This is a genomic window from Alloacidobacterium sp. (assembly GCF_035631355.1).
In the GTDB taxonomy this organism is placed as follows: Bacteria; Acidobacteriota; Terriglobia; order Terriglobales; family Acidobacteriaceae; genus Alloacidobacterium.
The window spans coordinates 22,636-46,692 of record NZ_DASQIX010000037.1; the positions used below are offsets into that span (position 1 = coordinate 22,636).

At 57.0% G+C, this 24,057-nt stretch carries 18 protein-coding genes; 5 read left to right on the top strand and 13 right to left on the bottom strand.

The features are described 5' to 3' along the window. Positions 1-80: 80 nt before the first annotated feature. From VEV40_RS06805 to VEV40_RS06835, 7 genes are all read right to left on the bottom strand, one after another. Positions 81-3,050, bottom strand: coding sequence for an Rne/Rng family ribonuclease (locus VEV40_RS06805; RefSeq protein ID WP_324831088.1), 2,970 nt, complete (start codon positions 3,048-3,050; stop codon positions 81-83). A gap of 351 nt (positions 3,051-3,401) precedes the next feature. Continuing rightward, positions 3,402-4,502: a rod shape-determining protein RodA gene (rodA, locus tag VEV40_RS06810; RefSeq protein WP_324831090.1), complete on the bottom strand. Its 1,101-nt coding sequence runs from the start codon at positions 4,500-4,502 to the stop codon at positions 3,402-3,404. Between the two features lies 1 nt (position 4,503). Further along, positions 4,504-6,513 carry a penicillin-binding protein 2 gene (gene mrdA / locus VEV40_RS06815; RefSeq protein ID WP_324831091.1) on the bottom strand — a complete coding sequence of 670 codons (2,010 nt, stop codon included), beginning with the start codon at positions 6,511-6,513 and terminating at the stop codon, positions 4,504-4,506. A gap of 87 nt (positions 6,514-6,600) precedes the next feature. Continuing rightward, positions 6,601-7,761 (bottom strand): DUF2264 domain-containing protein, encoded by a 1,161-nt coding sequence (locus VEV40_RS06820; RefSeq protein WP_324831093.1) that lies wholly within the window; start codon positions 7,759-7,761, stop codon positions 6,601-6,603. A 54-nt stretch (positions 7,762-7,815) separates the two neighbouring features. After that, positions 7,816-8,340, bottom strand: a complete 525-nt coding sequence (gene mreD, locus VEV40_RS06825) for a rod shape-determining protein MreD (RefSeq protein WP_324831094.1) — start codon at positions 8,338-8,340, stop codon at positions 7,816-7,818. Beyond that, on the bottom strand, positions 8,341-10,056 hold the full coding sequence (mreC, locus tag VEV40_RS06830; protein ID WP_324831095.1) for a rod shape-determining protein MreC: 1,716 nt from the start codon (positions 10,054-10,056) through the stop codon (positions 8,341-8,343). 61 nt (positions 10,057-10,117) lie between these two features. Further along, complete coding sequence (locus VEV40_RS06835; protein ID WP_324831097.1) at positions 10,118-11,182, bottom strand: rod shape-determining protein; 1,065 nt, start codon at positions 11,180-11,182, stop codon at positions 10,118-10,120. Positions 11,183-11,392: 210 nt separating this feature from the next. Between VEV40_RS06835 and VEV40_RS06840 the strand changes: the two genes are divergently transcribed. Continuing rightward, positions 11,393-12,877, top strand: a complete 1,485-nt coding sequence (locus VEV40_RS06840; RefSeq protein WP_324831099.1) for an aldehyde dehydrogenase family protein — start codon at positions 11,393-11,395, stop codon at positions 12,875-12,877. Positions 12,878-12,897: 20 nt separating this feature from the next. On the opposite strand, the gene xrtE is transcribed toward VEV40_RS06840, so the two are convergent. Beyond that, entirely contained in the window at positions 12,898-14,391 is a 1,494-nt protein-coding gene (xrtE, locus tag VEV40_RS06845) for an exosortase E/protease, VPEID-CTERM system (protein ID WP_324831100.1), read from the bottom strand. Positions 14,392-14,606: 215 nt separating this feature from the next. Beyond that, positions 14,607-14,804 carry a hypothetical protein gene (locus VEV40_RS06850; RefSeq protein ID WP_324831101.1) on the bottom strand — a complete coding sequence of 66 codons (198 nt, stop codon included), beginning with the start codon at positions 14,802-14,804 and terminating at the stop codon, positions 14,607-14,609. 403 nt (positions 14,805-15,207) lie between these two features. Here VEV40_RS06850 and ald point away from each other — a divergent pair, with 403 nt between their 5' ends. The 3 genes from ald (at position 15,208) to VEV40_RS06865 (ending at position 20,046) form a co-directional block, all read left to right on the top strand. Continuing rightward, positions 15,208-16,323 (top strand): alanine dehydrogenase, encoded by a 1,116-nt coding sequence (gene ald / locus VEV40_RS06855; protein ID WP_324831102.1) that lies wholly within the window; start codon positions 15,208-15,210, stop codon positions 16,321-16,323. Positions 16,324-16,420: 97 nt separating this feature from the next. Continuing rightward, the gene (locus VEV40_RS06860) at positions 16,421-18,694 is read left to right on the top strand and encodes a sensor histidine kinase (RefSeq protein WP_324831103.1); all 2,274 of its coding nucleotides are present in this window, start codon (positions 16,421-16,423) and stop codon (positions 18,692-18,694) included. Next, positions 18,691-20,046: a sigma-54 dependent transcriptional regulator gene (locus VEV40_RS06865; RefSeq protein WP_324831104.1), complete on the top strand. Its 1,356-nt coding sequence runs from the start codon at positions 18,691-18,693 to the stop codon at positions 20,044-20,046. Before VEV40_RS06860 ends, VEV40_RS06865 begins: the two co-directional genes overlap by 4 nt. Before the next feature lie 167 nt (positions 20,047-20,213). Here the strand turns inward: VEV40_RS06865 and era are convergent, their stop codons facing one another. After that, positions 20,214-21,176: a GTPase Era gene (gene era, locus VEV40_RS06870; protein ID WP_324831105.1), complete on the bottom strand. Its 963-nt coding sequence runs from the start codon at positions 21,174-21,176 to the stop codon at positions 20,214-20,216. After that, entirely contained in the window at positions 21,176-21,787 is a 612-nt protein-coding gene (locus VEV40_RS06875; protein ID WP_324831106.1) for a DsbA family protein, read from the bottom strand. The genes era and VEV40_RS06875 overlap by 1 nt, the downstream gene beginning before the upstream one ends. Before the next feature lie 59 nt (positions 21,788-21,846). Here VEV40_RS06875 and VEV40_RS06880 point away from each other — a divergent pair, with 59 nt between their 5' ends. Beyond that, on the top strand, positions 21,847-22,248 hold the full coding sequence (locus VEV40_RS06880; RefSeq protein ID WP_324831108.1) for a vitamin K epoxide reductase family protein: 402 nt from the start codon (positions 21,847-21,849) through the stop codon (positions 22,246-22,248). Here VEV40_RS06880 and VEV40_RS06885 read toward each other — a convergent pair. Both VEV40_RS06885 and ybeY read right to left on the bottom strand, forming a co-directional pair. Continuing rightward, positions 22,238-23,530 (bottom strand): hemolysin family protein, encoded by a 1,293-nt coding sequence (locus VEV40_RS06885; RefSeq protein ID WP_324831110.1) that lies wholly within the window; start codon positions 23,528-23,530, stop codon positions 22,238-22,240. The genes VEV40_RS06880 and VEV40_RS06885 overlap by 11 nt on opposite strands. Then, on the bottom strand, positions 23,527-24,045 hold the full coding sequence (ybeY, locus tag VEV40_RS06890) for an rRNA maturation RNase YbeY (protein ID WP_324831111.1): 519 nt from the start codon (positions 24,043-24,045) through the stop codon (positions 23,527-23,529). Before ybeY ends, VEV40_RS06885 begins: the two co-directional genes overlap by 4 nt. Positions 24,046-24,057 lie beyond the last annotated feature (12 nt).

The following is a 24,057-nucleotide window of genomic DNA, read 5'->3' on the forward strand; positions in this document are numbered from 1 at the left end:
TTCGGCAGATGATGCATTTGGCCAAAAAAAGGCGCCTGCCTTCCTTCGCATAGAAAAGCAGGCACTCTGATTTTATTTTCTTAATGAATATCGAACTGCTCTGGATGGAGCGCCGGATCGCTCTTGACGATGATGGTCTTGCTAATCATCTCTTCCATCTCATTCAACCAGCGCGCGTTGTTCGCCTTCAGTGTCTTCACCACCTCAGGATGCACGCGCAACAGCACGTCGTTGCGCTCCAAGTGCTTCTGCATCTTGCGCATTTCGATGTAAATTTCGTTGCAAACTGTCATTGGACTCTTCACCATGCCCGTACCCTGGCAGATTTCGCAAGGCACACTCAGCGTCCGCTCGAGTGACTGCTTCACGCGTTTGCGGGTAATGGCGACCAGACCAAAGTCGTTAAACTGCAGCACTTTTGACGGCGCGCGGTCGGCCTTCAGCGCTTCTTCCAGCGCCTGCATTACCTTATGACGGTTCTTGCGCTCATCCATGTCAATGAAGTCGATGACGATAATCCCACCCAGATCGCGCAGACGAATCTGGCGAACGATTTCCGGGATGGCATCGAGGTTCGTCTTCAGGATGGTGTCTTCCAGGCGCGCCGTTTTGCCGACGTATTTCCCGGTATTGATGTCGATAGCGACCAGCGCTTCTGTCTGGTTGATAACGATTGATCCGCCGGACTTGAGCCAGACTTTCGAGCGTAGCGCCTTGGTAATCTCGTCCTGAATGCCGAACTGCTCAAAGAGCGGCGTTTCTTTCGTGTAGAGTTTCACTCGCCGCACCAGCGATGGCTGGAAGCGATTCAGAAAGCGAACCACGCGCTCGTATTCCGTTTCGCTGTCCACCCAGATGGTCGAGAAGTTGTCGCTTACCTGGTCGCGCATCACACGCTCAACAAGGTTGAGATCGTGATAGATCAGCGCTGGCGCTTTGCCGTCATCCGAGCGCTGCTTAATGTCGTTCCATAAGCTAATCAGGAAACGGAGATCGGCGCGCAGCTCGTCTTCACTGGCGGAAGCGGCAGCCGTACGGACAATGAATCCTCCGGCGGCGGTTCCCTTCTCGCTGATCAGGATCCGCTTCAAGCGCTGACGCTCTTCATCGGAAGAGATTTTGCGCGACACGCCGACATGATTGACGGTCGGCATAAAGACCAGAAAACGCCCCGGCAGCGCAATGTGGCTGGTAATGCGCGCGCCCTTCTTGGCTATTGGCTCCTTGGCAATCTGTACGAGAATTTCCTGCCCCGGCTTCAGCAACTCGGTAATAACCGGAAGGTCGGTGACCTGCGCTGAAGCCCGACGCGGCCCTCCACCCGGACGTCGGCGTCCATGCCGTCCACGACCGCTGCGGCGGCGATCACGATAATCCTGCCGGCGGCCTTCCTGTTCAGACTGCTCCGGCGAAGCCTGGGCATCTGCGGAAACTTCATCCTCACCCGCTTCTTCCAGCTCTTCTCCCTCATCGAGCTCTTCCGCGTACGCCTGCTCTTCTTCTGCCGCTGCCTGCTCGGCAAGCGCGCCTTCAGGGCCAAAATTTAACCTCTGATTGATGTGCATATCGCGCACGATCGCGCCGAGATCAGCGCCATTGATGGCGTGGTCGATGGTCTGCTCTTCGAGTTCCTCCAGATCATGCTCGTCGGCATGCGCGTGGATCGGCTCAAAGTCGTACTCCTCTTCGTCAATGACCTCTTCTTCCAGAAGCCCTGTGCCCGGAGCAAACTTGCGGTCATTTTCGGAATCAGTCTCAACTTCGGCTGGCGCAGTGCCGGCGGCCTCTGCGGGTTGCTCCGCTGTTTCTTCTTCCTGATACTCAACAGAAAATGCGGGCTCTGAAACCGTTGGAGTGGCTGCTTCCTCTGCAACTGTCTCAGTTACAGATGTGGATTCATGCTGTGTTTCGTGATCTGGTTCCGCAACATGCGCCGCTTCTTCCACGAGTGCTGGCTCTTCGACAGCGCTGGAAAGCCGATATTCACTGGGCGCTGCCGCATCTACGCGATGCGAAGCTGAAGCGTGTTCTGGCTCATACTCGTGCACTTCTTCAACCGTTTCCGGATGAGTGTCTGCTTCATGAACTACAGGCGCTGCCTCGGCAACAGCTGATTCCGGCAAAACTTCGTGCTCCGGCTTGACCACAGCTTCAACGGCGGATTCTGGTTCAGCCGCCTCGGGAAATGCCTCGCGCGCCTCCTCTTCATTGACAGCGGGCACTGGCGGAACAACGGCTGCAGCTTCCCCGGCAGGAACACCTGCTTCTTCACGACGACCGCACCGGGACCGCGACTCACCGGGAAGCAATAGACCGCCGTCCCAGTCAATCGGGCCTTCGATCAAAGTGGAAGGCCTTGACGTGACACTTGTCTTTACGGGAGCAGCCGCTATAGATGCCTTCGATTCATTCGCCGCAGGCTGACCGCCATACTTCGACAGCGATTCACCGGGAAGCAGAGTTGGACTGGCTACGTGGACTGGCGGCGCCGCAAAACTCGATGCCGGAATACCGCCCGGAGCGCCATGCTCTGGCAGAATAATTGGCTCGGCTGAAATGCTTTCCTCAATCGCCTCGGGCGATTCAATGTGCGAGTTGCCTTCCCGCGAATGCTGCGGACGGCCATCACGGCCCCTTCGGCCACGACGCCCACGCCAGCGGCGAGTTCCTTCCGGAGAGCGCTCATTAGGATCCTGCTCGCGTGCATGCGTCTCTTCCGCGCGTTCAGATTCCTCTTCGTGCGCAGGCTGTGCCGTCCGACGCTGCTCGCGCTGCGGCTGCTGCGGACCGCCAATGCGCTCGAAGTCGGCGGAGTCTTCCTGCTCCTCCAGAAAATCGGTGACGTAGAGAAACGCGTCGCGCTCGAGACCGAGATCGACAAACGCCGACTGCATCCCCGGCAGAACCCGCGTGACGCGCCCTTTGTAAATGGAACCCGCAAGGGTATATTCGTTTTCGCGCTCGTAGTAGATTTCCGCGAGCTGATCGTCTTCTAAAATCGCAAGCCGCGTCTCATGCGGCGTGCTTGAAATGCATATTTCCTTTGACATACTGCCTCTCTCAGCTGACGAGGCAGATCAAACCGGAAAACCGGACGAGACCAGAGATGACGGAGAGATGACCGGTATCCACAAGGTTTTTAAGGACTGCTCGCGCCCAGGCGGAGGTCCGTCAAAGAGATGGGATATATTCGGAAGACTTTCCGGGAAATAGTCCGGGCGCAAAGAGTTTGTGACCGCTTCAACCAATTCAATCGGCGGGGCCGTTACCCGTCTCAGCGCGCTCATTCCTGATCCTGACCGGCCCGGTGATCCACCACGGCCGGCTAAATAGTTAAATTCCTTAAACTTCCTAAATTCAGTCCCGCACCCAGGCGGGAGGGCTACTAAAACTGTTCGCCTTCAGTTCACGAAACGGTTCATGCGGACATTCATCACCATGCCCAGAGCCAGAAACGTGAACAGCACCGAAGATCCGCCGTAACTCATTAACGGTAAAGGAATTCCGGTGACTGGCATCAGCCCGATCACCATGCCGATGTTGACCGCGATCTGAAAGATCAAAACGGCCACCACGCCCATCACAATGAGCGTTCCTGGCAGGTCCGCGGCTGTTTGAGCGTTTTGAATCAAACGCATCAATATCAAAAAGTATAGCAGCAAGACAACCATCGCGCCGATAAAGCCGTGTTCCTCGCAGAACGCGGCAAAAATAAAGTCTGTATACGGAATCGGCAGAAAGTCGCCCTGTGTCTGCGTTCCCTTCGTCGCCCCGCGTCCAAAAACGCCGCCATCACCCACTGCAATCAGCGACTGGCGAATCTGGTAACCGGTACCCTGCGGATCGTTGTCGGGATTCATAAAGCTGGTAAGACGGGCTTTCTGGTATGGTTTGAGGACCTTGCCGCTCTTCCAGACCACGCCAACCGCCAGCAGCCCAACCAGCAGAATGATTCCCGCCTTCTTCCAGTCAATTCCGCCCAGGAACAGCCCAACGATCAAGATCGGGGAGTAAGTCAGGGCAGTACCCAGATCAGGCTGCTTCAGTACCAGCAGCATGGGCACGCCGACCATCGCCATCGCTTTGAAGATGTCCTTCCAGGACAGTTCCCGTCCTGAGAGGCCGACAAAATAGCGTGCAACGGCCACAATCAGCACTAATTTCACCCATTCCGAGGGCTGAAAGTGAATGCCTCCGGGCAGCTTGATCCAGCGCCGCGCGCCCAGCACTTTTGTCCCAACCGCAAGCACGGCAACCAGAGACACTACGCAGAAGCCGTAAATCCAGTGAATGAAGTCCACCAGGATGTGATAGTCGATGACGGAAAAGATGAACATCGCCGCCAGCCCGCTGAGCAGCCAGAGCATCTGCATCTTGTGAAAGCCGACAAACTTGGTATGCAGCGTTGCGCTGTAGATCTCGAGAATGCTGATGATGGAAAGAACCATCACAAACCCGAGCAGGGTCCAGTCAAAATCACGAAATGTAATAAGACGCCGCATCTTAATTCACCGGCGACATCGCTGCCGCTACAGTGCTGGTTTTCACCGGCGGTACGGTCAGATAAAAATGCCCGCCCCACATTTCTGCCTGATCACCTTTAGGTTTCACAACCTGCTTGCCGCCAAAAATCTTCGGATCGATGGGATTGTCCCAAAGTGCGCCGACATCCACCTTCGCTGGAGCTTTGGCGATGAGATTATTTTCCAGGCGTCGCTGCTTATTCACATAAGCTTCGATCACGCGAGCAGCCAGACGCCCAGCCAGCTTTCCGTGCTCGCCAGCTTCGAACAAAATGCAGACCACGATGTCCGGATTACGTCGCGGCGTAAAGCCAACAAACCAGGCATTGTCTTTCATGGAATGGGCATGACCGAGACGCGCGGCCAAGGCGTTGCTCATCGTCTGGGCGCTGCCTGTTTTGCCGGCGAAGTCAATGCCATCAAGGTGCGCGCTCGCATCAGTGCCGGTTGGAGTCGGCACCAGCGCCATCGCATCGGTAATCGTCTCCCAGCTCGCAGAATCGAGAGGCACTATTTTGTCTCCCGAACCGGAGAAAGTGTCATACATCGCTTTCCTGTAGTCCGCCGGCAACTCATCGGGAAACACAACATGAGGGCGCTTGAAGGCCCCGCCCGAGGCAATCCCGGAAATCGCCCTCGCCATCTGCACCGGCGTAGCCGTCACCGCGCCCTGGCCGATACCAACCGAAGTCACTTCGCCGGGATACCATCGCTGATGGAAGACGCGCATCTTCCACTCTTCTGAAGGCATAGTGCCGGACGCTTCGTTCGGCAGGTCAATTCCGGTCTTCTCACCGATGCCAAACGCATGGGCCCATTTGGCGATCTTCTCAATCCCCAACCGGGCCGCCAGCGTGTAAAAGAAAACGTCACAGGATTGATAAATAGCTTTGCTGATGTTGACCTCGCCATGCCCACTGTGCACCCAGCACTTCTGATAAGTCCCGAACAAGCTGACGCCGCCCGAGCAGTGCACCTTCATATCCTGCGCCACGCCTTCTTCCAGACCTGCTGCAGCCATAATGATCTTGAATGTTGAACCCGGCGCGAGTTGCGCCTGAATGGCCTTGTTAAGCAGCGGATGTTCTGGATCGGTGACAAGCTTGTTCCACTCATCGCGCCCAATGCGAACGGCAAAATCATTTGGATCGAAGTACGGACGGCTGACCATCGCCAGCACTTCACCCGTATGTGGATCCATGGCGATGATCGCACCGTTGCGGTCGCCCAGCGCATTTTCGGCTGCGCGCTGGATGTCAACGTCAATCGTCAGCTTCAGGCTCTTGCCCGGAACGGCATGTTCCGTTCCCAGCTTGCCCACTTCCCTGCCGTGGCTGTCAACGATTACGTCCTGCGAACCGTCCTGCCCGCGCAGGATGGCATCGTATGACTGCTCGACGCCCGATTTGCCCACAACGTCACCCGGCTCATAGTAGGCATATTGCGGATTGTTGAGCATGTCTTCGCTGACTTCGCCAACATACCCGATCAGATGCGCGGCAAATCCGTCTTTCGGATACAACCTCCGCTGTTCCTCAACCGTTTCCAGTTCGGGAAAGTCATCCCGGTGCGCTTCGATAAACTCCTGCTCATCCGGAGTGATGTCCTGCTTGAGCGGCAATGGCTGATACTTCGGCGCGGTGCGATACTTCTTAAGAATCGCTTGGATTTGGTCCACCGTCATGTTCAGCCCACGCGCGATCATCGGCAGATCGCCGATGTAGTCGTGGCCCTGCTCACGCACCAGATAACATGAGACGGAAGGATAGTTATCGACCAGCAATCGTCCTTCGCGATCAAAGAGCTTGCCGCGCGGAGCAAGAATCGGTACTTTCCGGATGCGGTTGGCCTCGGCCAGCGCGTGATAATTCTCTGCGCCGATGACCTGGAGCCGCCACAGGCCGAAAACCAGCACCAGAAGAATCCCGACGATTCCATATTGGATGACCGTCAGCTTGAAACCTGGTAGCTTTTCTTCCCGATTGAGCATGGACACTACTGCGAAACCTGCTTCTAGAATACCCGCAAAACGCGCGCTTGCGCTGTTTCCGGCGCGTTACCAATCCGCTTCATCGAATCAATTCGGGATGGCATGGTCGGTTGAAACGTCCTGGCTAGCCCAGATACGTTTCTGCGTCCAGTCGCGCGTTGGCACAGTCCAGAAAGGATCGTCCGGCGGCAGCCCAAGCTGAAGCAGGCCAACCGCGCAAAGATACAGACTTCCGGTTGAAATATACCCTTCCCCGATGGAAGGCTGATGCCCAACAGCGCCAATCTGCAGCCATCCGTGGGCGTCGAACGTCCCCGGCGCCTCGATCATCTTCCTGATAACAGCCGTCAGCGCCGACCGCACCGCACCCGAATCAAGCGACGCAGGCAGCTTATGCATCAGCGCCATCTCAGAAAGCACCTGAAACGCGCCAAACCGGTAGGCGCTTGATCGCCCGAGCACAGGAAACGTCGCGTCCGGCGCAATCAGGCGTTCTTCAATCACCGCATATCTTTGCGCCCGTGCCAGTTCCTCGTCGTACAGCTTGCCCAGCGGATGCTGCTTTGCAGCGCACACCCGTAGTACCTCAAGCAGCATGGGATGAATGACATAGCTGTTGTAATAGTCCCAGTGGAAGTGCGCTCCGTCTCCGTAGACGCCGTCACCTTTGTACCAGGCCATGTGCTGGTCCACGGCGGTCTCAATGGGCTGCATGTCGCACTCGCCGGTGAACTCCCACAGCGCCGCTTCAATGATCGCGCTGAACAGCAGCCAGTTGTTCTGCGGAGGACGGATGACCCGGCTCGACTTGAAGGCAGCGACCACATTGGCGCGCTGTGCTGGATTGAGGTTTCCCCAGAGCTGCTTTGGCGCGCGCAATAGAGCCAGCGCCAGAAATGCGGTATCCACCAGTGGCTGCTGGCCTTTGCTGAAATTCATGTAATCCGGCGATTTCGGATCGGTAGCATTCCCGATTCCAGTCACCGCCAGCTTGATATACCGCACACGCAACCGACCTTTATGACTGTTGTCCGGTCCAAGCTCTAGCCATGGAGCCATGCCTGAAAGCAATCTTGCCAGCACCTCAAGATGCGTATACGCCGCGCGGTCTGGAGGCCCCTCAACCGGCATGGTTTGCTTCAGGCGGTTTGCGGCAAGCGCCGTCAGCACTGGATCGGCCAGCCGCTGCATCACCGTAATGGAATAAGCGCGATCTTCAGCGCCGCTGCTCGTCTGGGAATGAGCCATCAGTGGAAATAGGCAGAGGATGACAGCAAACCGTTTAAGGACCCGAATCACGCGCTAGTATTCCTTCTGCTTGGCAAGATCGAGCAGCGCAAACAGGATCACTCCCACCACCATATTTATCAGCGCGCGAATCAGCTCGTGCACCCAGCTCCAGACATAGGGTTGCGCCAACAGACGCCGCACCAGCAGCCAGTACATTCCGCTGTGCAGAAAAACGAAGCCAAAAGTGAGCAGGGCCCGCGTGAGATGGCTTTCCGTGTCGATGCGCACGCCCAGAGAAGCCGCAAGATATCCGATGATTGACTTGCAGATGCCAAAGATGCCCAGAGGCTGCCGTGTGAGCGCGTCTTGCGCGATGCCGATGATTGCGCCGGCTATCGTTCCGGTAACTGGATTCCGTCGCGTGATAGCAAAATAGATGGTTACCAGCAGCGGCAGATCAAGAATATCGAAGCGCTGAAAATGTAGCGAGACAAACGACTGCAGTCCCAGGGCCAGCAGCGGCGCCAGAATAAATACGATCAGCGGATAAGGCTGGACCTCGACTTCATGACGCGAGGCGGCAATGAGTCTGGCCATTTATTGCATGTCTCCCTGGGGTGGCTGCTGCACAGGGACTGTCTGCTGGGGCTGCGGTTTTGGTTTCACCAGCATAGTCGGCGGTGGACGGCTGCCGTCATCGGGAACCAGCTCAGGCCCTTTATGCTGAACCGTTGGCGTCCCCGGAGCCTTCTGAGCCTGCGTTGTGGGAACGTGCGGCTGCGGATTAAGCGCCGAGGCCGTCGGTGGAGTTGTCTTCTTCGCGCCCGATGGCAGCGGTCCGTCCGTGATCACCCTCGTCTTCACCACAGGAGGGGCAGCCGTGTTTTGTTCTGCGTCTATTGCTGGACGTGGAATCGCAACATGCGTAGCCGGATTCGTTTCGCTGCCGCTGGCAGACGAAACTGCCGGCAGCGTAGTTGTCGGCGTTGAAGCAGCGGGCCGCATTGCCATGGTGGTCGGCGGACGACTTCCATCATCAGGAACCACCTCAGGCGCTTTCTTCTTCGGCATAACAGTGGCGGTCTCCGTTGTATCGCCGTCGCTGTTGGCAGCGCTGCTTAAAGGCGTGGCTGCATGCGGTTTTGCTACGGCTGCGGTTGTAGTGCCTGTGCCTTCCGATTGTGGCGCAAGCCGCGCACCCGGTGTCAGAGTATCTGCCGCAGGCGTCGTATTCGGAGTGAAGCGGTCAGGATGCAGCGCTGCTGGAGGCCGCATGGGCCGGGCAATCCCCTCGCCCTCGGCATCCGCCGAGTCGTCGCTGTTTTCATCGTCGGTCTGCGGCGCGTCCGGATCAATACGGCTCGGCAGCCGCTCCGCCAGAATCTCTGACGCTTTAAGCTGCTGGGCGTCCGCCGCCGCCTCGCTCTGCATCATGTCCAGCTTCTGGTTCGGCGTGACCTGGTCACCCATGTTGGTAATTACCAGGACCTCATCCAGTTGTGAAAGGTTCGCGGCGGGGCGGATCAGGACATCGACCAGAGGATCATGATCGGGATCGGGAACCACGCGGTCCACCACCCCGACCGCCATTCCGCGCGGAAAAATTTGGTCGCCGCCGCTGGTAATCACCGGCTCGCCCGTCTTGATGCGCTCGTCCGGCATGATGTTGACCACCTGCGGCTGGCCCAGTCCATTGCCCCGCAGAATGCCGCGAATGCGCGTCGTGGCGAGAATCACGCCTGCGCCGCTGGTCGGGTCTGAAATTTCAAGCACCTGGCTGGAATGAGGAAAGACCTCGCGAACCCGCCCGACGATGCCGTCCGGCGTTATGACCGGCATATCCACGCCCACGCCATCCTTCGATCCTTTGTTAATGGAGAGGATGCGCGACTGCTCCGAGCCCGACGTGCCGATAATTTGCGCGGGAAGCGTCTTGTAGACGTATTTCTCTTTAAAAGCTAGCAGTTGCTGCAGACGCTGTCCCTGACGCGCATCTTCTACGATGCCGCCTTCTTCAATACGTAGGCGATCAATCTCCGCCTGAAGGTCTTTATTCTGCTGCCGAACGTGGATGAGATCGAGGTAGTTGTCCCAGACGCCGATAATGCCTGCGCCCATCCAATGCACGAAGCGCTCCGGCGGCGACACCAGATTGATCGCCCAGTACCGGATCAGGCGCACGCCACCCGCGTCCGGCTGCGCGTGTTCTTTGGGCAGCGGACGGCGCACCTGGATGGCGACCCCGATTACCTGCGCCAGAAGCACCACAATCAGGACCAGGGCGTTCTTGTAACGGCTAAAGAAGGATTCCATGGCACTGATGCCTGATGCTCAATATTGTGAACCGTTTGCGTGATAAGTCACAACTAATCAACTAGTCAATCTTGATCTTACGCAGCAAACGGAAGTCACTGAGCATTTTTCCCGTGCCCAGAACCACGCTGGCTAACGGATCATCCGCAATCGAAACCGGGAGGCCGGTTTCCTCGCGAATGCGCTTGTCAAGGTTCTTGATGAGCGCTCCACCGCCGGTCAGCACAATGCCGCGGTCGCTGATGTCGGCGGAAAGCTCGGGCGGCGTCCGCTCGAGCGCCACGCGGATCGCATTCATGATGGTCGAAATGCACTCGCCCAACGCCTCGCGAATTTCGCTGTCGTCAATGGTGATGGTCTTGGGCACGCCCTCGATCAGGTTCCGGCCTTTGATCTCCATGGTCAACGGCTTGTCCAGTGGATACGCCGACCCAATTTCCTGCTTGATCTGCTCCGCAGTGCGCTCGCCAATTAACAGATTGTATTTGCGCTTGAGGTAGTTCATCACCGCCTCGTCCATCTGGTTGCCGGCCATGCGCACCGAGCGCGAATAAACAATGCCGGCCAGCGAAATCACGGCAATGTCGGTCGTTCCGCCGCCGATATCAACGACCATGTTGCCCGAAGGCTCGGTAATCGGCAGACCTGCGCCAATCGCGGCCACCATGGCCTGCTCGACGAGAAACACCTCGCTCGCCTTGGCCCGGTACGCCGAATCCTCAACCGCGCGCTTTTCCACCTGCGTAATTTCAGAGGGTACGCCGATCACGATGCGCGGATGCACCAGCATCTTGCGGTTGTGCGCCTTCTGAATGAAGTAGTTCAGCATCTTTTCCGTGACTTTGAAGTCGGCAATGACGCCATCCTTCATCGGCTTGATGGCGACGATGTTGCCGGGGGTGCGGCCCAGCATCTCCTTGGCCTCTTTGCCCACGGCCTCGACCTCGCCCGTATTTTTATTGATGGCGACAATCGAGGGCTCATTCACCACAATGCCCTTGCCCCGGGCATAGACGAGCGTGTTGGCAGTGCCTAAATCAATGGCCAGATCACTGGAAAAAACACTGAACAGCGAGCGCACGCCGTGCGACCGCGAAGAGCGCGAAGAAAAACCGTTCGATGACATGAAGAAATGCTTTATTTAAGGGACTTCACTTATTGTAAGGCCATGCGGCAATTACTGCACCGAAGGAGCAGGTGGAATTCTTAGGTTTTTCTTGGGATCTATTACACTTCCATAATCTTCACGATGCATCCTCCATGTCGAGTGCAGCCTTTCGCACCATCCTGTATCCTTTCTGGTTTGGCTTATTCCGCATTCACGAAAGCAGAATTCATGTCTCACAAACTCTACAAAAACCTCATCGGCGGCGAATGGGTCGCTGCAAAATCCGGCAAGACCTTTCTGAACATTAATCCTGCCGACAAAAACGACGTCATCGGCGAGTTCCAATCTTCCAGCGCAGACGATGTAGACGCCGCCGTCGAAGCTGCTTCAGAAGCCTATAAGACATGGCGGATCGTCCCCGCTCCCAAGCGCGCCGAAATCCTCTACCGCACTGGCCAGCTTCTTGAACAGCGCAAGGAGCAATACGCACAGGAAATGACCCGAGAGATGGGCAAGGTCATTGCCGAAACGCGCGGCGACGTGCAAGAGGCCATCGACACCGCCTATTACATGGCTGGTGAGGGACGCCGTCTTTTCGGCCAGACCACGCCCTCAGAGTTGCAAGACAAGTTCGCCATGTCTGTGCGCATGCCGGTCGGTGTCTGCGGCATGATCGCGCCCTGGAACTTCCCCATGGCGATCCCCTCGTGGAAGCTCTTCCCCGCGCTCGTCTGCGGTAACACCTGCGTTATCAAGCCCGCAGAAGACACGCCGCTTTCGACCTTCAACCTCGTCCAGACGCTCATCGACGCGGGCCTGCCTAAAGGTGTCGTAAACATCGTTACCGGATTCGGCCCCGACGCCGGAGCACCCATCGTCTCGCATCCTGGCGTACGCGCTGTGTCATTTACTGGATCTTCGGAAGTAGGCCGCATTGTCGGCCAGACCGCGGCTGCCAACTTCAAGCCCTGTTCCCTCGAAATGGGGGGCAAGAACGCCATGATCGTCCTCGACGATGCCAACCTCGACCTGGCGTTAGACGGTGCCGTCTGGGGAGCATTCGGCACCGCTGGCCAGCGCTGCACCGCCACGAGCCGCATCATTCTGCACAAGAAGATTGCCTCTGAGTTCACCGAAAAGCTCGTGGCCCGCGCCAAAACGCTCAAGGTAGGCAACGGCCTCGACGAGTCCATTGAAATGGGACCGCAGATCAACGAACAGCAGATCGAGACCTCAACCAGATACAGCAAAATCGCGCAGGAAGAAGGCGCAAAGCTTCTTTGCGGCGGCGCGCGCCTCACGGAAGGCTCCTACGCCAATGGAACTTTCTTCGCCCCGACCGTCTTAGCTGGAGTGAAGCCAACGATGCGCATCGCGCAGGAAGAAGTCTTTGGTCCGGTCGTCAGTCTGATTGAGTGCGACAGTTTCGACGAGGCGTTGGCTATCGCCAATGGCATCCAGTACGGTCTTTCAACTGCGCTCTACTCGCGCGATGTGAACCATGCCTATCGCGCCATGCGCGATCTCGAAGCGGGCATCACCTACGTCAACGCGCCCACCATCGGCGCGGAAGTCCACCTACCCTTTGGCGGCGTCAAACAGACTGGCAATGGCCATCGTGAGGGCGGCACCGGCGCGCTCGACTTCTATACAACCTGGAAATCAGTCTATGTCGACTATTCCGACAAACTGCAGCGCGCGCAGATAGATTGAAGGAAGGCGATTTGTGGCGGCTACCAGAGGCCCCAGTCACCACATACAAGCACCCATGCCGCCAGCAACAGATTGCTGGTGGCATGTGCGATGACGGCATCGCCAATTCTTCCTCTCCACTTGACTATGACAGCATAAGCCACGCCGGCGAGAATGCCGACTATCCAGTGTTGACCATACATCAGCCCGAAGGCCGCTGACGAAAGCCCAATCGAGAGCACAGTTAATCTGGAAAAAGGCACTGCAGCAAAATCCGAACTGATGATCCGGCGCGACAGATAACCGCGAAAGGCGAGTTCCTCTGCGATAGGCACCGTGATTACGGCAGCGGCAACCCTGAACCCAATCCACGAAAAACGCATAACCGGGGAAAGAGCCATCAGCTCTGATTCCAGAAGGCTGGCCGAACGTCCATTCGACAACAAAACCGGCGCAACCCACACCAGGAAAATGGCCACTCCAGCTACGGGCGCCATCCAGCCAAAATGCCAATCAAGCTTTCTGTATTCATGCCGGAAGCGCCAGATGGCCACAGCAGCAGCGAAGAAGCGTAAAGGGTAAAGCCATTCGAAATGCCCCGAGGCCGCCCTGGAAATGAATGAAGCGGCCAAAATCGCGAGGAACGGTGCCAGATATGATGCGGTTGCCGGAGACTCTCCCGCGACCCGAGTCTCATCGACCACTCTCCTTACATCCGCGTTCGCGGGATCGCCAGTATGAACAGCAGCCGGGCGAGGCATTTTTCGTATCCAGGAAAATCTCTGGGTAGCCATCGAGAAGGCCAACGCAACGAGCGTAAAGGCGATCCAACCAGCCTGAGAGTGGAAACCTACCATTGCGATGTCTGGAGCACCTGCGTCGCCAATGAGAACAATGGCGCAGATGCGCACAACATTAAACGACCACACGCATCCCAGAGCAAAGGGGACAAGTAAGATTGCTCGTAGAAAATGGACCTCCTTCCTGAAGTACAGAAGCCAGGCAATTGTGAAGACCATCATCAGTCCGAGGCCCTCCATCCCGGAACACGCCTTCGCAATCATGACTGCGAAACGTGGCGTTCCGATCACGAGACTCGCTGGGTCAACCGTAATATCAGGTAGAAATAATCGAAGGATTGCATGCACCGAGTGGAATACAGCCACCTGCAAGATACGCCCGCGATCGATAAGCGACCCATCCCAGAGCGATTGGAGCGGGCTCCGCAAAATGGCTGCAAAGAAGCCAGCACCACAGGCATAGAGCCACAATGGGTTCGTGATTCGTACTATCTGAATCCAGGTTCGCAGCGGAACACAAGCCAGGGCGAGTAATGCGATTCCCAACAGGAGTGCAGCGCGAAGGGCAAAAGGTGCAGCATGTGAGAAAGCAGCGTTGAGTCCGCGGGACGCAGTCACGTAGCCAAGGCATACAACAACAACAACGCAAACAATGTGCACCGTGAATAATCTGCTGCCGAACTGAAGATCCTCACGCTGTATCTTCAGGCTCGAATACCCAAGCCCGATAAACATCGCTAGAGCGACAATGCCAAAACGAGCGACAGGTCCAAAAAGCTCTATGTCGTGCGGGAAACTAGCTGACAGAATGCAGTCAGTCGCCAGAACACAAGCAAGGAAACACAGCCGTCCCAGAAGATGGCGAGGTAAGGCAGTCAGCGCCCTTGACTGGGCTTTGTTGCTCCCGGTCAAGGCGCTGTCTAAAGAACTGTTCAGAAGTGTGCTCCGGTTTACGCTTTGCGGCGTGAGCGTAAGACCACAAGTGTGCCCGCAACCAAAGCTATCCCGCTGATTGCCAGGCCGAGATCAAGCTCGGGAGCTTTTCTGGGCGGCGCTGGCGTTGGAGGCAGAGGGGCTGCCTGGACCACGGTGCCCAGTGCAAGCGCGAGTCCGGCTGCTAAGAGTGACTTCTTCAGAATGTTCTTCATGTCTACGCCCTCGAGAAAAATCAGCAGACGCCGTAATTAACGTGCAACGGAATCTCGCTGGTTGAATTTATCAGGTAAATTGCACCTAAACTTTGGCAACGTTCAACCACTATTTTTGAGGGGGAGATACGAACCGGAGAAACCAGGCCCAAATCGATGCTGCGGAGGAAGTGCTCTTTCTACCTTCGGGTTAGTTTATTTCACATAAATTCAGGTTCGCAACTACCTTTTAATAATCGCTTTCACTCTTTCGATGCTATCTAAGGTAATCAACTTTTCCGCCATTAGTAATCTCTCGCGTGGCCATTGCGTGCCATCTCCAGGAATAATGGCATCCAGTTGCCCCTCCGTTGCGGTTGCACACTGCTGTAAGATAGAGAGTTCGTGCCAGGGAGCGACACGCATGATTATCGGAGTACCGAAGGAAGTTAAAGACCACGAAAGCCGCGTCGGCATTACTCCCGCGGGCGTAAAAGCGCTTACAGACGCGGGCCACAAAGTGCTCGTCGAAATTCATGCCGGCGAGCTGTCTGCCTTCACCGATGACGAGTACCAGTCCGCTGGCGCGGAAATCGTCGGCTCGGCCAATAACGTCTGGGGCAAAGCCGACATGGTCGTGAAAGTGAAAGAGCCTATCGAAAAAGAATACGGCTTCTTCCGCGAAGGACTCGTGCTCTTCACTTACCTGCACCTCGCGCCAGTCCCCGATCTCACCGAACAGCTCCTCAGCAAGAAAGTCACCGGCATCGCCTATGAGACTATTCGCGATAAGGCGGGAACGCTGCCGCTGCTCACTCCCATGTCCGAGGTAGCCGGACGCATGTCAGTGCAGGTCGGCGCATCGTATCTCGAAAAGGAGAAGGGCGGACGCGGCCTGCTGCTTGGCGGCGTTCCCGGCGTCCCTCCAGCCAATGTATGCATCATCGGCGGTGGCATCGTTGGCACCAACGCGGCAAAGATCGCCGTGGGCATGGGAGCAAAAGTCACCATCGTTGATTTGAATCTCAACCGTCTCCGCGAACTCGACGACATCTTCAACGGCAAGCTCTTCACCCTCGCCTCCAACTCCTATAACATCGCCCGCACTGTACAGGAAGCCGACCTCGTCATTGGCGGTGTGCTCATTCCCGGAGCAGCCGCACCCAAGATCGTCACCAAAGAGATGGTCGCAAAGATGAAGAAGGGCGCAGTTATCGTCGATGTGGCCATCGACCAGGGCGGCTGCATTGAGACAGCAAAGCCCACTACGCACAGCAAGCCGTCCTACGAAGTCAATGGTGTGGTCCATTACTGTGTGACCAACATGCCGGCCGCAGTACCCAACACTTCAACGCTCGCATTGACCAACGCCACCTTTGCCTACGTCATGCGACTCGCGCATCGCGGCGCGAAGACAGCGATCCTCGAAGATGATGGCATCCGCGACGGCGTCAATACCTATGAAGGCGTCCTCACCTGTGAGCCTGTAGCGAAATCGCAGAAGAAAAGCTGGAAGCCTGTCCGCGAATTGCTCGCATAGAAGCTGACCGAGCGGCCATCTCTTTCGCTGCCTTAGCAGCGCAACTTATCAAAAAAGATTTGACCAGCCAAGCGCCTATAATGCTGGAATGCCAATCATGAAGCACAAGCGCACCACCATCGCTGCGCTGGGCGTGATAGCGCTCGTACTGCTTCTTGTGCTGGCGTCGCTCAACGCCTTCCGATTGAATTTCCTCTATCCCCACAGCGTCGCCGCAATCTTTCTCTTTACCACGCTCACTGTCGTTGTATTCCTGCTGTTCCTGCTGTTGCTGGTGCTCCTGTCGCGCAACATCCTTAAAATTTATGCCGACCGCCGCAGCCGCGTACTCGGCTCACGTCTGCGCTCACGGCTGCTAGTGGGAGCACTGCTCCTATCCTTCGCGCCGGCGGCATTCATGTTCTTCTTCAGTTTCGGCCTGATGAACCGCTCCATCGACCGCTGGTTCTCGCAACCGGTCTCGCAGTTGCGCGAGGACTCGACCCGCATCGCGCTTGAGCTGTCCCACTATGTCACGCAGAACGCGCGCGCGGAAGCCGAATCGCTCGCCCGCTCAGAAGCCATCGCCCTCAATTACCAAGCGGGAAACACAAATGCCCTGCTCGATGAGATCCGAACGCATCGCGTCACCCTGCAGGGCGGTTTCGTCGTCATCTATCGCGACGAAAGAGTGATCGCGCAATATCAATTACCGCCAGCGAATGGCCCGATCAAAGTCAGCGCCTGGATGGACAATGCTGCGGCGCTATCTCATGATGCGCAGCAATTCACATCCGTCATTCGCAAGACCGCGCAGCGCACCGACGAGCCTGTGCTCACCATCGGCGACATCGATTACGCGCTTGGCATGGCAACGACTTCAGGCGCCGGAATTATCGTTGTCGGCTTGCCGCTTCCCTCCGGCTTGAGCACGACCGTAAATCAAATCCGCGCCGGAACAGAGCAATACTGGGCCGTCTATCGCGAGCGCCGCAGCATCCGCAGCACATACCTGCTCCTGCTTTTGCTGCTCACCGCGCTCACCTTCTTCGCCAGCAGTTGGCTCGCCTGGTTTTTCTCGAAACAAATCACGCGCCCGCTTGAAAATCTGGCTGATGCCATGGACGAGATTGCCGCCGGACATTACCAGCAGCGTGTTAGCATCTCCGCGACCGAAGAGCTGGGTGAATTGCTTCAGGCGTTCAATCACATGGCTGCCGACCTTGAACAGAGCCGAATGATCGCCGAGCAGTCTACATCGCAGCTCTTCGAGGCCAATACAGCACTCGAAGAACGCCGCCGCGAACTGGAAACGATCCTCGAAACCATCCCTGGCGGTGTTGTCACGCTCGACGCAGCATTGCACATCACGCAGGCCAACCAGGCCTTCGCCGATCTTCTGCCTCCCGGCGCGCCGCAGTCTCTCCAGGGCATTCGACTGACAAGCATCGTTCCTGAAGACATTGCCAATGAGCTCACGCTGCTCGCCCGCCGCGCGCAACGCATGGGCGTCGCCGCAACTGAATTCGAGATGCGCAACCCCAAGGGCAAGCTGAATCTTGCTGCCACCATGGCTATGCTTCAGCTTGGACAGAACCGGCGCGGTTCCATCCTGGTGCTTGAAAATGTCACGGAATTTCTTCAGGCGCAGCGGCAGCTTGCATGGAAAGAAGTCGCCCAGCGCGTCGCCCACGAAATCAAAAACCCGCTTACGCCCATCGCGCTTTCCGCGGAACGCATTCAGCGCCACATCGACCGCAATACACTTGAGTCACCTGGTGTCATTCGCTCCTGTAGCGACATCATCCTCGGCTCAGTCGAGACGCTGCGTACCCTCGTCGATCAATTCGCGGCTCTGGCGCAGTTTCCCACGGCGCATCCTAAGCCCGCTGACCTCAACTCAATCGTGCAGAATGCTCTGCGCCTCTTTGAGGACCGTTTGGGCGATCTCCGCGTCGATGTGCATCTTACGCCGCAGCTTCCATTCGTAATGGCTGATGCGGAGGCGCTGAAGCGTGCGCTCGCCAATCTCATCGACAACGCCGCCGAAGCCATGCAGGAAAGCCGCTTGCGCGTGCTTACTATCGAGACTGGGCTTACTGATCATCACGAAATGGCCGAGGTCACGATCACTGACACGGGCCACGGCCTTACTGACGAGACCCGCGACAGCCTGTTCCTTCCCTACTTCTCCACCAAGCAGCGCGGCACCGGACTTGGACTCGCCATCGCAGCCAAAATCATTCAGGATCATCAAGGCGCCATCCGCGCCGAACAGAACTACCCGCTAGGCGCCCGCTTCATCATCGAGCTTCCGCTGGCTAACATCAACGGTAGCGAAGTTGCACAACCCGTACACAATCAGATCTCCTTCGACAAGGCCGCTCGATGAATCACATCCTGGTTGTGGACGACGAAGCAGACATCCGCAAGCTCCTTGAAGAAATTCTTCGCGAAGAAGACTATGCCGTTGCCAGCACCGGGACTGCCAGTGAAGCGCTGGTGTTGCTGCGCGACGCCAGCTATGACGTAATGCTCCTCGATATCTGGCTCCCTGACCGCGATGGTCTTGAGGTTTTAAGTGATGTTCGCTCGCTCGAAACCGAGAATAAGCCCGAGGTCATCATCATCTCCGGACATGGCACGATTGAAACAGCGGTACGAGCGACGAAACTCGGAGCGTTCGACTTCCTCGAAAAACCGCTCTCTCTCGAACGGACCCTCATCGTCGTCAAAAATGCGATTGAAGCCAAGCGACTGCGCAGCGAGAACATGGAATTCAAGCGTCAGCTCGCTTTGCAGACGCCCATCACCGGCGAAAGCGTGCCGGCAAAAGCGCTGCGCCAGCAGATCAGGCTCATGGCCCCGACTAATGGCCGTGTCCTCATCTTCGGCGAATCTGGCAGCGGAAAAGAGCTCATCGCGCGCGCTATTCATGCCGAAAGCCAGCGCCGCGAGCGCGTCTTCGTCGAGCTGAATTGCGCCGCTATCCCCGAGGACTACATCGAAAGCGAGCTCTTCGGCTACCGCAACAGCACCGTCCCCGGAGGCCCGGCAGAAAAACGCGGCACTTTTGAACGTGCGGACGGAGGCACGCTCTTCCTCGACGAAGTAGGCGACATGAGCCTGAAAACACAGGCTAAAGTCTTGCGTGCCCTCGACGAGCAGCGTTTTACACCTGTAGGCGCTGCCCACGCGATGAGCGTTGACGTGCGCGTCATCGCCGCCACCAACAAGAATCTTGAAGAAGAAATCGCCAAAGGAAACTTCCGCGAAGACCTCTTCTATCGCCTCAACGTAATTCCCTTCTATGTTCCGCCGCTGCGCGATCGCAAAGAAGATATCCCGCTGCTTGTGCGTGACTTCCTGCGCGCATTCGGCCGCGAGTATGGCCGCTCCCGCCTCGATATAGCCGAAGACGCGATCGAATTGCTCAAGCAATACCACTGGCCCGGCAATGTGCGCGAACTGAAAAACCTGATCGAGCGGGTCCTGATACTCAACCCGCAGGCCCCGCGCATCGAGCGCAAGCACCTGCCTATGCTGGTGCATCGCGGCGTCAGCAGGCGCGGTGAAGACTTCAGCACCCTGCACCAGGCGCGCGAAGCCTATGAGCGCGACTACATTCTGAAAAAAATTGACGAGTGCCACGGCAACATAAGCCGCGCCGCCGAATCACTCGGCCTCGAACGCAGTCACCTGTATCGAAAAATGCGAACGCTTGGCATTAGCGTCCGCGAATAAAACTATCTCTTAAGGGATGTCTTTCTGACCCTCACCCTGAGTGGAACGAAGGGAAGCGGAATTTGTTTTTCTTTCTTTCAGCAGGAGCACGAAAATGGGCGCCCCATACTTTGGCGTTGTTTGCGAAAGGATGGGAAAGTTATGCACTCAACAAAATGTCGCCATCACTACTTTTCCCCCAGATCCTCCAACTGCTTCCGCCAGTCCAGCGATTCAACAAACCCGCGCCGTTCGCGCCAGTTTTCTTCCACAATCACATGCAGCTCAAGAAACACCCGCGTCCCGAGTAGCGATTCGATCTCCTTGCGCGCATTCGTGCCAATGCTTTTCAGCTTGCTTCCGCCCTTGCCGATAAGGATTGCCTTCTGTCCTTTGCGCTCGCAATAGATCGCTGCTGAAATTCGCGTCAGCGGATTTTTCGCACGCGCGTCCGGCTCTTCAAACCGTTCAATAACCACAGCAGACGCGTAAGGGACTTCTTCGCCTGTCTCCTGCAGAATGCGCTCGCGAATTAACTCCGCAACCAGAAACCGTTCCGGCTGGTCCGTATATTGGTCTTTCGGAAAATAGCGCTGTCCCTCCGGCAGATACTCAATCAACTTTGTGACCAGGCTGTCCAGTCCATCGCCCTTACGCGCCGAAATCGGAAACACCTCGGCAAACGGATGCAGCGCGCTCAATTGCGCAATCAGCGGTAGTAGCTCTTCTCTCCGAACCAGATCAATCTTGTTAATCAGAAGAAACACCGGGCAATCGAGCTTCTTGATCAGCTCAAATACGAACGCGTCTTCGCTTGCGCCACGACTCTCACCCAACTCCAGACGCCGCGTCGCATCCACCATCAGCAGCACCACATCGCGGCTCTCCAGCGCATCGTGGACTTCCTGCATCATGCGCCGGTCAAGCCATGACCCCGGCTTGTGCACGCCGGGCGTATCCACAAAAACAATCTGCGCCGCCGGATGCTTCCCTTTCCGAGCCGCAACTTCGACTACGCCATGAATCCGCGTGCGCGTCGTTTGCGGTTTGCTGGTGACAATTGCGACCTTTTCGCCCACCAGCGCATTCAGCAATGTCGATTTGCCGGCATTTGGCCGGCCAAGAATCGAAACAAATCCAGAACGGAACACTACTTCCCGCCAGTCGCGGCCACCGCCGCATCCAGCATCGAATAGAGCTTGCTGAAATCCGTCACTTCGGTCGCGTTTGTCACGCCGTGCTTATCGGTCACAATCCAAACCGTGGGCGTCTGATGCACGCCCAGCCGCATGCCCAGTTCGTAGTCGGCCTTTACCGCCGCAGCCAGCTTGCCCTGGGGATCAATCACAAACGGCATCGCAATTCCGTGATCTTTCGCAAATTTGTCGGTGAACGACCGCAGATCGTCGGGCGTCTCAATGCTCAACTGGTTCGAAAACACCGCATCGCGATACTCGTCGCCCAGCTTCTGAGACTTGGTGTCGAACCAGCGCGCATTCACCGCCCCCTGCATGCTCCAGCGATGGTACTGGATGGGAAAATCATGCCGCTCCCACGGAATACGATACTTTGCCACGGCGTCTTTCAGCAGGGGGTTCTGGTGCGCGCAGCTGGGGCACTCTAGATCGGCAAACTCAATCAGCGCCACCTTCGCTCCCGGCGGCGGCTTCAGCGCGCTTTGATCAACGGCAGCGATGCTCTGCCCCGCGGTCGCGAAAACCAGCACACAGGCCCCGGCGAATGCAAACAGACTCCTCAGCATAAAATCCCTCACCAAAATTCTATCTTGTAGTCCAAGACATTAGACTTGAATCATCGCTTATGCGTTACCTCATTGCCCTGCTCGCCATTGCCGGATTCGCTGTTTCCACGCTCGCGCTTCGCATTCACTATTCCATGGACGCGCCGCCCTGCGACATCAACGCGCACTGGGATTGCGGTATCGTCAACCACAGCCGCTATTCCGTAATTCACGGATTTCCCGTCGCCGCCATCGGCATGGCCGGCTACGTCGTCATTGCAATCCTCGCGCTGCTCCGACGCAGGCGCCTGCTGGTCATAGCGTCGCTTGCAGGACTCGCTTACGCTCTCTATCTCACCAGCATCGAGGCGCGCATCCTTCAGATATGGTGCCTCTACTGCGTGATCTCGCAGACCCTCATTGCGCTCATCGCGCTGCTCTCCATCATCGCTGCAATCTGGCCGCGAAAATCTACGACGTAGCCTCTTCTTCCTGCTTTCGCGAGACGCGCAGCCGCTCAATCCGCCGGTCGGTCGAAGCCAGCACCTCAAAGCGCAGTCCGTCTTCCTCCACCACTTCGCCCGGCATGGGAATCCGCCCCGCCGCTTCACTCACCAGCCCGGCGACCGTTGTTGCCTCGTAGTCCTCGGGCATCTCCCAACGCTCGCCGAACAGCTCTTCTAGCCGCTCAATATCCAAGCCTCCAGGCACCAGCCACGAGCCATCCGTGTCGCGTTTGGGACGCTCTAATTCATCCTCTTCATGCTCGTCCGCAATCGACCCCACAATCTCTTCCAGCAGGTCTTCAATCGTGACCAGGCCGGCCACGCCGCCGTATTCGTCAATCACAATCCGCATGTGGTGCTTTTCGCGCTGCATTTCGCGTAGCAGCTCATTCACTTTTTTCGTCTCTGGAACAAATGCCGCCGGACGCTGAATACTTGCAACCTTCCGGATGCGCGCAGACTCATCGCTCACGCGCAACAGGTCATGCGCAAGCGCGATGCCGGTAATCTGGTCAAGCGTCCCTTCATATACCGGCACGCGCGATACCGGGTGCTTCTCAATCAACTGCAGCAGTTCTTCCAGCGTCGCCGACCCGGAAATCGTAACCATCTGCGGACGCGGCGTCATCAATTCGCGCACTACTTTGTCACCAAACTCGACGGCCGACCGCACAAGCTCCCGGTCATCTTTCTCAATAATTCCCTCTTCCTCACCGGCCTCGATCAGCGCCTCAACCGCTTCTGATGAAGACGTGCTTTCCTCCGTCGGCTTTGGTGCCTCAGCCAGTGCGGCAATTGAGAGCAGAAAGCCAAGAAACAGCGTGATCGGCAGCACCAGGTAGAACAGCGCTTGCAGCAGCCAGCGAACGCGCACCACCCAAAGCCCACGCGTGCGGGTGAAGAACACAAATGGCAGCAGCCGGTTGAAGATCGCGATCACCATCACCACGCCCAGCACTGCCTGCCCAATCTCGCCGTAGGTTGGCCTATCGGTAATTGACGCGCGGTCGAACAGCAGCATTCCGAAGATGAGTGTCAGGCAGGCCAGTGAAAGCTGCGAAAGCACCGCTGCGGAAAGCATCACACGGTCGCGGTTCAGCCCCAGCTTCGGCTCCACAAGCTTTTCCCATGCATCAATGTTTTCCTGGAATTCGCGGGAGAGAAATTTCCCCATCTCCGAATAGAGCCGGTCCACATACGAGGACAGCGTCAGGACAATCAGCAATAGAAAAATCAATATCGCTGCTTCTATGTTCATCGCCTACCACTCCGTGCTTTACCTGCTGCGTTTTTCCTCGCCGGGGGCGCGCTCCTCTGGATCAGCCCTACAGGCAAATCAAGCTGCTTCCGCAGGGCGCTCTCCTTCTGCGCCATTTGCCCCTTGTCCGTCTCGTGGTCATAGCCAGCCAGATGCAGCAGGCCATGCAGCATCAATATCTTTACTTCGATTTGCAGCAAGTGACCATGCTCGTCCGCCTGCTTCTGCGCCGTCTCAATGGATATCGCCAGATCACCCGCCTGCTTCGGCGCATCACCCGGAAACTCATCCACCGGGAACGAAAGCACATCCGTCGGCTTGTCCTTCTTGCGAAAGTTGCGATTCAGAGCGCGGACTGTTGCATCAGTAGCCAACAGCACCGACACCTCGCCGCGCAATCCAACCGCCGATTTCGCCTTCGTCAAAAATGCACGCAGTTCCTGCATCTTCAGCGCGGCCTTGCCCGCTTTTAACTCACTTTGGTTCGATGCAGCAGTTGGTTCGATCAGGATCATAAGGAGAAAAGG

Coding starts and splice junctions, on each gene's coding strand:
- VEV40_RS06820 (WP_324831093.1), bottom strand. CDS start 7,761: ATGGCTCATTCCCAGACGAGCAGCGGCGCTGAAGATCGCGCTTATTCC.
- VEV40_RS06885 (WP_324831110.1), bottom strand. CDS start 23,530: ATGAACATAGAAGCAGCGATATTGATTTTTCTATTGCTGATTGTCCTG.
- VEV40_RS06875 (WP_324831106.1), bottom strand. CDS start 21,787: ATGCTGAGGAGTCTGTTTGCATTCGCCGGGGCCTGTGTGCTGGTTTTC.
- mreD (WP_324831094.1), bottom strand. CDS start 8,340: ATGGCCAGACTCATTGCCGCCTCGCGTCATGAAGTCGAGGTCCAGCCT.
- mreC (WP_324831095.1), bottom strand. CDS start 10,056: ATGGAATCCTTCTTTAGCCGTTACAAGAACGCCCTGGTCCTGATTGTG.
- VEV40_RS06865 (WP_324831104.1), top strand. CDS start 18,691: ATGAATCACATCCTGGTTGTGGACGACGAAGCAGACATCCGCAAGCTC.
- VEV40_RS06835 (WP_324831097.1), bottom strand. CDS start 11,182: ATGTCATCGAACGGTTTTTCTTCGCGCTCTTCGCGGTCGCACGGCGTG.
- rodA (WP_324831090.1), bottom strand. CDS start 4,502: ATGCGGCGTCTTATTACATTTCGTGATTTTGACTGGACCCTGCTCGGG.
- ald (WP_324831102.1), top strand. CDS start 15,208: ATGATTATCGGAGTACCGAAGGAAGTTAAAGACCACGAAAGCCGCGTC.
- xrtE (WP_324831100.1), bottom strand. CDS start 14,391: ATGTTTATCGGGCTTGGGTATTCGAGCCTGAAGATACAGCGTGAGGAT.
- VEV40_RS06880 (WP_324831108.1), top strand. CDS start 21,847: ATGCGTTACCTCATTGCCCTGCTCGCCATTGCCGGATTCGCTGTTTCC.
- VEV40_RS06860 (WP_324831103.1), top strand. CDS start 16,421: ATGAAGCACAAGCGCACCACCATCGCTGCGCTGGGCGTGATAGCGCTC.
- ybeY (WP_324831111.1), bottom strand. CDS start 24,045: ATGATCCTGATCGAACCAACTGCTGCATCGAACCAAAGTGAGTTAAAA.
- VEV40_RS06805 (WP_324831088.1), bottom strand. CDS start 3,050: ATGTCAAAGGAAATATGCATTTCAAGCACGCCGCATGAGACGCGGCTT.
- mrdA (WP_324831091.1), bottom strand. CDS start 6,513: ATGCTCAATCGGGAAGAAAAGCTACCAGGTTTCAAGCTGACGGTCATC.
- VEV40_RS06850 (WP_324831101.1), bottom strand. CDS start 14,804: ATGAAGAACATTCTGAAGAAGTCACTCTTAGCAGCCGGACTCGCGCTT.
- VEV40_RS06840 (WP_324831099.1), top strand. CDS start 11,393: ATGTCTCACAAACTCTACAAAAACCTCATCGGCGGCGAATGGGTCGCT.